Origin of the sequence: Pseudonocardia pini (genome assembly GCF_013870575.1) — a bacterium.
Lineage (GTDB): Bacteria > Actinomycetota > Actinomycetes > Mycobacteriales > Pseudonocardiaceae > Pseudonocardia > Pseudonocardia pini.
This window is the reverse complement of sequence record NZ_JACBXB010000970.1, coordinates 1-1,751: the sequence shown is the minus strand read 5'-3', so window position 1 is coordinate 1,751 and position 1,751 is coordinate 1. Positions and strand designations below refer to the sequence as shown.

General features: G+C 69.7%; 2 protein-coding genes. Both read left to right on the top strand.

What is annotated here, in order from left to right:
- Positions 1-234 (top strand): DUF2867 domain-containing protein (locus tag H5J29_RS31455; RefSeq protein ID WP_181784563.1); only part of this gene is annotated, 234 nt, incomplete at its 5' end.
- 489 nt (positions 235-723) lie between these two features.
- The coding region (locus H5J29_RS36420; protein ID WP_220188178.1) for a glycosyltransferase family 2 protein at positions 724-1,751 on the top strand (1,028 nt) is incomplete at its 3' end.

Genomic DNA, 1,751 nt, shown 5'->3' with positions numbered 1-1,751 from the left:
CCCGGACGGTCGGTGGTCCTGCGGGCCGAGACGCGGATGCCGGGCGTGGCGCGGCTGCGGATGACCGCCGAACCGACCGGCCGGGACTCGAGCCGCTACACCCAGACCGTCACGTTCCGTCCCCATGGGCTCGCAGGGCGCGTCTACTGGTACGCCCAGAAGCCCGCCCACGATCTGGTGTTCGGCGTGATGGCCCGCATGATCGGCTTCGAGGCGGAGGGCCGAACGGCGTAACCGGGGCCGCCGGACAGGCTGTCCGCGCTCTCAGGAACGGCGTTACCGACCACGGGTCGTTGTGCGTGCACATTTCGTTACCCGGGGAGCCCGGTGATTCTCGTCCCGTTGACCAGCGGGTTCGCTCACCGACAGCATTCGCGCAGCCGTCCGCTCCCCGCAACGGCAGCGCCCGCTCCGACCTTCGGGTCGGTCCCCGGCGGGCCGCCAGGAGCCGCCGCGCACCGACGTCCGGGTTCGGACGCCGGTCGCGGCGGCCCGGCCGGTCCCTTCCCGCCGAGAGGCGGGGCTCTCACGCGATCGGTCGAAGGTCACGGGCCGTTACCGATACGCAGCGTGAGATCGTCCACCTTGACGGGTGAACGCGATCACGGCCAGTATTTGCGCCGCTGCCGTTTCGCTCCCCGCTTCCCGACAGCAACCTCCGCCCGGTGCCGACGACGTCCTCGGGCACCCGAGCCTCCCCGAGAGCCCCGGAGTTGCCCCGTCGTGCCCGATCGACATCCGAACACCCGCACCGCCGTCCCCGCCGACCCCGACCGACCCGCCCAGACCCGCAGCGCCCAGACCCGCAGCCAGAAGGTCGCGGACTCGCCGTCGCTGATGATGATCGTGGCGGTCGCCGCCATCGGCGTGCTGCTGTACACGGTCTTCCTGTTCGACTTCTCGCACCGCGGGGACTGGCCCGCCTACGTGCTGGTGCTGGTCGCCGAGTCGTTCATCATCCTGCAGGCGCTGATCTCGCTGTGGACGATCCTGTCCAGCGGGCACGACCCGCGCGACTACTCGTTCAACGAGGCGCAGCGGAACCTCTACGGCAACCAGGCCGAGGAGACCCAGGCGATCGGCATCGGCCTGCGGCACGCCCCGATGCTGCTCGACGACTTCCCGGTGTCGGTGGACGTCTTCATCACCACCTACGGCGAGGCGCTCGAGGACATCCGGCGGACCGTCGAGGCGGCCGTCGCGCTGGACGGCAGGCACACGACCTACGTGCTCGACGACGGCAAGTCCGCCGCCGTGCGCGACCTCGCCCGCGAGCTCGGGGCCGAGTACGTGGCCCGGGAGGGCAACGCGCACGCCAAGGCGGGCAACGTGAACCACGCGTTGTCGATCACGACGGGCGACCTGTTCGTGATCCTCGACGCGGACTTCGTCGTCCGCCGGGACTTCCTCTACGAGACGGTGCCCTTCTTCGCGGACAAGACGGTCGCGTTCGTCCAGACGCCGCAGACGTACGGCAACCTGAAGGGCCTGATCTCGCGGGGTGCCGGCTACATGCAGACGGTGTTCTACAAGTTCACCCAGCCCGGCAAGAACCGGTTCAACGCGGCCTTCTGCGTGGGCACCAACGTGATCTTCCGGCGGACCGCGGTCATGGAGATCGGCGGGATCTGGCAGGAGTCGAAGTCCGAGGACGTCTGGACGTCGATCAAGCTGCACGAGCGCGGCTGGCGGTCGGTCTACATCGGCACCGAGCTGGCCGTGGGGCACACCCCGGAGACGATCGAGACCTA